This window comes from Streptomyces sp. NPDC107562 (genome assembly GCF_055657325.1).
In genome coordinates, this window is record NZ_JBVKBE010000005.1 from 388,323 (window position 1) to 394,927 (window position 6,605).

10 protein-coding genes are annotated in these 6,605 nt (G+C 72.4%); 8 read left to right on the plus strand and 2 right to left on the minus strand.

The window, feature by feature from the left end; translation table 11 throughout:
• Positions 1 to 64: 64 nt before the first annotated feature.
• Together ACZ7LV_RS18145 and ACZ7LV_RS18150 are read left to right on the plus strand one after the other, a co-directional pair.
• Positions 65 to 625 (plus strand): DinB family protein, encoded by a 561-nt coding sequence (locus tag ACZ7LV_RS18145; RefSeq protein ID WP_471940395.1) that lies wholly within the window; start codon positions 65 to 67, stop codon positions 623 to 625.
• A 160-nt stretch (positions 626 to 785) separates the two neighbouring features.
• Positions 786 to 1,586 carry a thioesterase II family protein gene (locus tag ACZ7LV_RS18150; RefSeq protein WP_471940396.1) on the plus strand — a complete coding sequence of 267 codons (801 nt, stop codon included), beginning with the start codon at positions 786 to 788 and terminating at the stop codon, positions 1,584 to 1,586.
• Between the two features lie 46 nt (positions 1,587 to 1,632).
• Here the strand turns inward: ACZ7LV_RS18150 and ACZ7LV_RS18155 are convergent, their stop codons facing one another.
• Together ACZ7LV_RS18155 and ACZ7LV_RS18160 are read right to left on the minus strand one after the other, a co-directional pair.
• Positions 1,633 to 1,965, minus strand: a complete 333-nt coding sequence (locus tag ACZ7LV_RS18155; RefSeq protein ID WP_471940397.1) for a DUF3140 domain-containing protein — start codon at positions 1,963 to 1,965, stop codon at positions 1,633 to 1,635.
• Positions 1,966 to 1,971: 6 nt separating this feature from the next.
• A complete protein-coding gene (locus tag ACZ7LV_RS18160) occupies positions 1,972 to 2,202 on the minus strand; it encodes a hypervirulence associated TUDOR domain-containing protein (protein WP_471940398.1) in 231 nt (76 codons plus the stop codon).
• 130 nt (positions 2,203 to 2,332) lie between these two features.
• Here ACZ7LV_RS18160 and ACZ7LV_RS18165 point away from each other — a divergent pair, with 130 nt between their 5' ends.
• The 6 genes from ACZ7LV_RS18165 to ACZ7LV_RS18190 all read left to right on the plus strand — a co-directional run bounded on the left by ACZ7LV_RS18165 (position 2,333) and on the right by ACZ7LV_RS18190 (position 6,482).
• A complete protein-coding gene (locus ACZ7LV_RS18165; RefSeq protein ID WP_471940399.1) occupies positions 2,333 to 2,632 on the plus strand; it encodes an ArsR/SmtB family transcription factor in 300 nt (99 codons plus the stop codon).
• Positions 2,629 to 3,021, plus strand: a complete 393-nt coding sequence (locus tag ACZ7LV_RS18170; protein WP_471940400.1) for a VOC family protein — start codon at positions 2,629 to 2,631, stop codon at positions 3,019 to 3,021. The genes ACZ7LV_RS18165 and ACZ7LV_RS18170 overlap by 4 nt, the downstream gene beginning before the upstream one ends.
• 187 nt (positions 3,022 to 3,208) lie before the next feature.
• Complete coding sequence (locus ACZ7LV_RS18175; protein ID WP_471940402.1) at positions 3,209 to 3,895, plus strand: hypothetical protein; 687 nt, start codon at positions 3,209 to 3,211, stop codon at positions 3,893 to 3,895.
• A complete protein-coding gene (locus tag ACZ7LV_RS18180) occupies positions 3,892 to 4,179 on the plus strand; it encodes a BON domain-containing protein (RefSeq protein ID WP_471940403.1) in 288 nt (95 codons plus the stop codon). Before ACZ7LV_RS18175 ends, ACZ7LV_RS18180 begins: the two co-directional genes overlap by 4 nt.
• Positions 4,176 to 4,913, plus strand: a complete 738-nt coding sequence (locus tag ACZ7LV_RS18185) for a metallophosphoesterase family protein (protein WP_471940404.1) — start codon at positions 4,176 to 4,178, stop codon at positions 4,911 to 4,913. The genes ACZ7LV_RS18180 and ACZ7LV_RS18185 overlap by 4 nt, the downstream gene beginning before the upstream one ends.
• Positions 4,914 to 5,102: 189 nt before the next feature.
• On the plus strand, positions 5,103 to 6,482 hold the full coding sequence (locus ACZ7LV_RS18190; protein WP_471940405.1) for a carbohydrate-binding protein: 1,380 nt from the start codon (positions 5,103 to 5,105) through the stop codon (positions 6,480 to 6,482).
• Positions 6,483 to 6,605 lie beyond the last annotated feature (123 nt).

Genomic DNA, 6,605 nt, shown 5'->3' on the forward strand with positions numbered 1-6,605 from the left:
CTGTCCTAGAGGGCTCCTAACGTGGCGCTCGTCCACGGAACACCACCGACGGAAGCCGGAGACGATGACCACAGCGACGCACGACGCCACCGCCCCGACCGCTCACGCGCCCCGCCCCGGCGGCGAGCGCGCCGACCTGCTGGAGGCCCTGGGCCACCATCGCCGGTTCCTGCGCCTGACCACCCGTGACCTGACCGACGAGCAGGTCGGGCTGCGGACCACCGACAGCGAGCTGTGCCTGGGCGGCCTCATCAAGCACGTCACCTCGGTCGAACGCTCCTGGGGCGACTTCATCGAGCGCGGGCCCGAGGCGCTGGGCAATTGGAACGAGATGACCGAGGACGACTGGGCCCGGCGGGCCGACGAGTTCCGGATGCTGCCCGGCGAGACGCTTGCCGGGGTGCTGGAGGCGTACGCCGAGGTGGCCCGCCGCACCGACGAACTGGTCGGCTCTGTGCCCGACCTGGACCTGTCCCAGGAACTGCCGCCGGCTCCCTGGCACGAGCCCGGCACCCGGTGGTCCGTCCGCCGGGTCCTGCTGCACATCGTCGGCGAGACGGCCCAGCACGCGGGTCACGCCGACATCATCCGGGAGTCGCTGGACGGCTCCCGGAGCATGGGGTGACGGTCGCGTCGCACCGGCCGACAGACGCCGCCGGTGCGGCGTTCCGGTGAATGGCGCGGGTCTGTCGGCGCTGCTCGTTCCCTGCGCTCGGCCGTGCCCGGCACGGTGTTCCTCGGCCGAGGGCCGTGTCGGGTGCCGAACCGAGCTGGGAGTGTGCAGGGTGCGGAGCCAGGAACCGGACGGACCTGAACGGATCGTCCTGGGCGAGCGCCCGGAGGCGGCGGTGCGGCTGTACGGGCTGCCACCGGCCGGCGCGGGGGCCGACTTCTACCACCGATGGCTCGCGTACCTGCCGGGGTGGGTGGAGTTGTGCTCGGTGCGCCTGCCCGGGCGGGGCCCCCGGGCCGACCAGCCGTCACTGACCGACCCCTTCGATCTCGCCGCGCGCCTGGCGGGGGTCGTCGACGACCCCGACGACACCCGGCCGTTCGCCGTGTTCGGCCACAGCGTGGGCGCGCTGATGGCGTTCGAGACGATGCGCCGGCTCCGGCGGGACGGTGGACGCCTGCCGGTCTGGGCGGGGCTGTCGGCGCTGCCCGGACCGCAGGACCGCGCCTACGCCAAGGGCCTGCTGCCGTTGCTGACCAACGGCACGGAGGGGCTGGCGTCGTTGATCGACGGTCCGGCTCGGTGGGTGCTCGGCGACGCGACCCTGATGGCCGCGCTGGGCACGCCGCTGCTCGCCGACTGCCTGCTGCTGTTGCACCACCGCCACCGTCCGGAACCGCCGCTCGACGTGCCGCTCGGCCTGTACGGCGGCACGCAGGACCCGACCACCGACGCGGAGCAGCTCAGCACCTGGAACAGCCTGTTCACCGAACCGGCCGAGCCCCGGATGTTCCGCGGCCCGCACATGTACACCAACGAGCAGACCGAGGCGCTGGCACAGCAGGTGGCCGCCGACCTCGCGGTGGCCTGCGACAGGGCGGCGGCGGTCCCTCCCTGCCGCGGCCGGTCCTGACCGTACGCGAGGTCCGGTCCTCGGCGTCCGTCGAGGTGGCGTCTCGTCAGGCGAGTGGGTCGTGGCCCCAGTTCATGAGCGAGTGGCGCCAGCGGGAGTCCCGTACGTCTCCCGAGGGGCGCTGGGCGAGATGACGGCGGATGTATCCGACGACCTTGCGCATGTGCTGGTAGTCGTCGTCCGACAGGTCGCCCTTCTTGCTGCGCCGGATGGCGAGGATGCGGCGCCCGGACGCGTGCCCGACGGACTCACCGCCGTTCCCCGACTGCCCCGCCGCACGGGAGGCGTCCGTGTCGAGCCAGTCGCCGAGCGCGGACGGCGTCATGTTGACCAGCTCGTCGAACGCCTCCCACGTCTCACGTCTCTCGTCGGCCCGCACGCCGGCTCACTTCTTCTTCCGCAGGGCCGACGGCTTGTGCACCGCCGTCCTTCCGGACTTGTCGCTGCGCACCTCGTACTGGGGCTCCTCCGACGAGGCGTCCACGGTCCGGCCGGCGGCCTCGGTCCGTCCGGTGATCTTCTTCTCGACCTTCCCCTCCGCCTGGCCGCCATGGCTGCTCCAGGTGACCTCGTCACCGCGCTTCAGGTTCTCGTCCCGCTTCCTGTCCTTCGCCATCGGGCACTCCTTCGCTCGCGTGCGTTCGCGTCGTCCCCTTTCCACGCTGCGCGCGCCGCGGGCGTCCCGCATCCCGTCGGGTGCCGCCCCCGACTTGATAGGTAAGCGTGGACTTGCCTATGGTGTGGCCGTGGCCGACGACCTCTTCAAAGCCCTGGCCGACCCGACCCGTCGCACGATCCTCGACGAACTCACGGAGAAGTCCGGACAGACGCTGTTCGAGATCTGCTCGCGGCTGAGCATGAAGCATCAGCTGCGCATCTCCCGTCAGGGGGTCTCCCAGCACCTCGCCGTGCTGGAGGCCGCCGGGCTCGTCGAGACCAGACGGGAAGGCCGCTACAAGTTCCACGACCTCGACACGGCCCCGCTGCGGCAGATCGCCCGGCGCTGGCTCGTGGCCGACACCCCCGGACCGGAGAGCACCCCATGAAGATCCACCTGACGAGCGTCTTCGTCGACGACCAGGCCGAGGCCCTGCGCTTCTACACCGAGATCCTCGGCTTCGAGAAGAAGCACGACGTCCCGGTCGGGGAGACGGACCGCTGGCTGACCGTGGTCTCGCCCGAGGAGCGCGAGGGCACCGAACTCCTCCTGGAGCCCCTCGGACACCCGGCCGCCAGGACCTACCGCGACACGCTCGTCAAGGACGGCATCCCGCTCGCCCAGTTCGCCGTCGAGGACGTGCACGCGGAGTACGAACGCCTGCGCGGCCTCGGCGTCCGGTTCCTCCAGGAGCCCCTGGAGATGGGCCCCGTCACCACCGCCGTCCTCGACGACACCTGCGGCAACCTCATCCAACTCGTGACGAATCCGCGGTAGGGATCCCGCCCGCACCCGGAACGGACCCTGATGCCCCAGGAACAGCTCGTACGCCGTCGCCCGCGGGCGCCGCGCGGCACGCCACTGCTGTGTCCATGGCCGGAGCGCAGGAGTGCACACGCCGGTACGGGCAGTGTCGAAACGTGCAGGGCGGGTACCCAGGCGTAGCGCGGAGGGAGTGATCTGGATGGTGCAGGACGGCGACGACGCGACGCTCGCCCCACGTGCCGAGGGCAGCGGCCTGCGGCTGGCGGCGCAGCCGCCCCCGGAGCGGTCGGGGCCGGACGAAAGGGCCGGCGACCTGCCCCGGGACCGCAACCAGGCGATCCTCGAAGCCGCCAAACAGGTCGGCACCCTGCTCAAGCGCGGCGGGCACGACTTCGCCCTGGCGGGCAGTGTCGCCGCGTACGCCCACGGGGCCAGCGAGAACCTCCAGCACGACGCCGACTTCTGCATCCGGCCCGAGGACTCGGAGGCCGTCGCGGCGACGCTGCGCGGCGCCGGGCTGCCGGTGATCACCCCGCCCGAGGACTGGCTGCTGAAGTCGACCTGTTTCGGACAGGACATCGACATCATCTTCGAGCTGGCGCACCGCCCCGTGTCGACGGGCATGCTGGACCGGGCGCGCGAGATCCCCGTGGACTCCGTGCGGATGCCCGTACTGGCGCCGACGGACCTGCTCGCCAGCCTGCTCGCCGCCTTCTCGGAGCACCACTGCGACTTCGGCGCCGTCCTGCCGATCGCCCGCGCCCTGCGCGAGAAGGTCGAGTGGCAACGGATCCGCGAGGACATCGGGGACGAGCCGATGGCGGACGCCTTCCTGTTCCTGCTCGAACGTCTGAACGTCATCACGGGACGGGAGGAGCGGCCATGACCGGCCCCGACACACCGGACGCGCCCGGCGCTGCGGCCCCCGAGCACCTGGAGTACCGCGTCGCCCACCTCCGTGACCGCCTCGCGGCCGGGGACCTCGGCGAGCTGGGGGTGCGGATCGAGGTGCGCGGCGAGGCCGTCCTGCTCAGCGGCACCGTGCCCTCCGCCCGCTGCCGCGACGACATACGCCGTCTCGCCCAGGAGCACCTGGCCGGGCTGCCGGTGCACTACGACCTCGTCGTCACCGACTCCTCCACACCCGATCACGCGGAGGACCTCACATGATCCGGATCGCCGCCGTCGGGGACATCCACATGGGTCCCGACAGCCAGGGCGTGCTGCGCCCGGCGTTCGACACGCTGCCGGACCGTGCCGACGTACTGCTGCTGGCCGGGGACCTCACCCGGCACGGCACCCCGGAGGAGGCCCGGGTGGTGGCCCGGGAGATCACCGGTCTCGGCGTGCCCGTCGTCGCGGTGCTGGGCAACCACGACCACCACGACGACCGTCCGCAGGAGGTCACGGCCATCCTGGAGGACGCCGGCGCCCATGTGCTGGAGGGGCGTTCGACGGTCGTGACCGCCGGCGGGAACCGCATCGGGGTGGCCGGGACCAAGGGGTTCGGGGGCGGCTTCGTCGGGCGTAGCGCCGGTGAGTTCGGCGAGCCGCTGATGAAGGAGTTCGTGCGCTACTCGCGCCGGTGCGCCGACGGGCTGCGCACGGCGCTGGAGCGGCTGGCCGACGAGGACTGCGACGTGCGGGTCGCGCTGACGCACTTCTCCCCCGTGCCGGAGACGCTGGCCGGAGAGCCGCTGGAGATCTATCCCTTCCTCGGCAGCTATCTGCTGGCCGAGGCGATCGACACCGCGGGCGCGGACCTCGCGGTGCACGGGCACGCGCACGCCGGAACCGAGCACGGCATGACGAGCGGGGGCGTTCGCGTGCGCAACGTGGCGCAGCCCGTGATCGGCCGGGCGTTCCACGTCTACCACGTGCCGGTGGGCGCGCGACTGCCGTAACGGCGGGCGGGCACGGCCGAGGACCCGCCGTAGCGTCGCCGCGCGCGTGCTGCGTACTGCACTTGGCGCCCCTTCGCGTCACCAAAGCGCGAAACACCCGCGGGATGGACATCCCGCGGTCCCTTCCAGGCAAGCCCTAGGGCTTCGGGACGGTTTTTCCCCGTACCTGACTGGAAGGAGACCTTTCGCATGGTGCACAGACATGCCGTGGCCGGGCGCCGTACGGCTCTGGTCGCGGTCGGCACGTTGATGCTGGGCGGGATCTGTTCGACCGCCGCGACCGGGGCCGAGCCGCCGCCGCTGGCGGGCCCGCTGCCCTCGGCGACGCAGACGCTCGGGGCCGACCGGCCGTCGGCGGAGGTGCTGCACGCGCTGGAGCGCGACCTCGGTCTGACCGGGCAGCAGGCGGCGACGCGGCTGGTGAACGAGGCGGAGGCGGGCACCCGTGCGGGCCGCCTCCGCCTGGCACTGGGCGAGCGGTTCGCCGGCGCCTGGCTGAGCGGGGCCACCTCGGGCACGCTCACCGTCGCCACGACCAGCGACGCGGACGTGACCACCATCCAGGGGCAGGGTGCGAAGGCCGCCGTCGTGGACGCGTCCCTGGCCGACCTCACCGCGGTCAAGGGCAAGCTGGACAAGGCCGCCTCGCAGGTCAGCACGCGCAACGCACCGCAGTGGTTCGTCGACGTGCCGCGGAACAAGGTCGTGGTCGAGGCCACGACGAGGGCGGCGGCGACCGCCTTCGCGAGGGCCGCGGGCCTCGACACCGGGCAGGTCGACGTCAAGATCTCCTCGAAGCGGCCGCACCTGATGGCGGACATCACCGGTGGCGACGCCTACTACATCAACGGCGCGGCACGCTGCTCGGTCGGCTTCTCGGTCACCAAGGGCGACCAGCAGGGCTTCGCCAGCGCCGGTCACTGCGGCGACCCGGGCGCCCGGACCACCGGCTACGACCAGAGCGAGCAGGGCACCTTCCAGGCCTCCACCTTCCCCGGCGAGGACATGGCGTGGGTCGCGGTCAACGACGACTGGACCGCCACCGCCGGCGTCAAGGGCGAGGAGGGCGAGAACGTGCAGATCGGCGGCTCGGTCGAGGCGCTGGTCGGAGCGTCGGTGTGCCGTTCCGGTTCCACCACGGGCTGGCACTGCGGAACGATCCAGCAGCACGGCACCAGCGTCAGCTACGCCGAGGGCGTCGTCGACGGCCTCACCCGCACCACGGTGTGCGCCGAGCCGGGCGACTCCGGCGGCCCGTACGTCTCCGGCGCCCAGGCGCAGGGGCTCACGTCGGGCGGCACGGGTGACTGCACGCGCGGTGGCACGACGTTCTACCAGCCGATCAACCCGGTCCTCGGTGACTTCGGGCTCACGCTGAAGACGGCCTCCACGGGTGCCGCACCCGGACAGCAGGAAGGCGGCCAGGCCGACGCATGGGCGGCCGGGCGCATCTACCACGCCGGCGCCACGGTGACCATCAACGGCGTCCGCTACCAGTGCCTGCAGGCCCACCAGGCGCAGGGCGCCTGGACGCCGGCCGCCACGCCGGCACTGTGGCAGCGCGTCTGACGGTCCCTCGGGACCGGGCGGCGGGGGGGGGTGTTTTTGTGGTAGGTTTGCGCCACCCCCCCTGCACCGTCCCTCTCCCCCCCCCCGGAATCGACCCCCACCACGCAACCACAACGCTCTCCT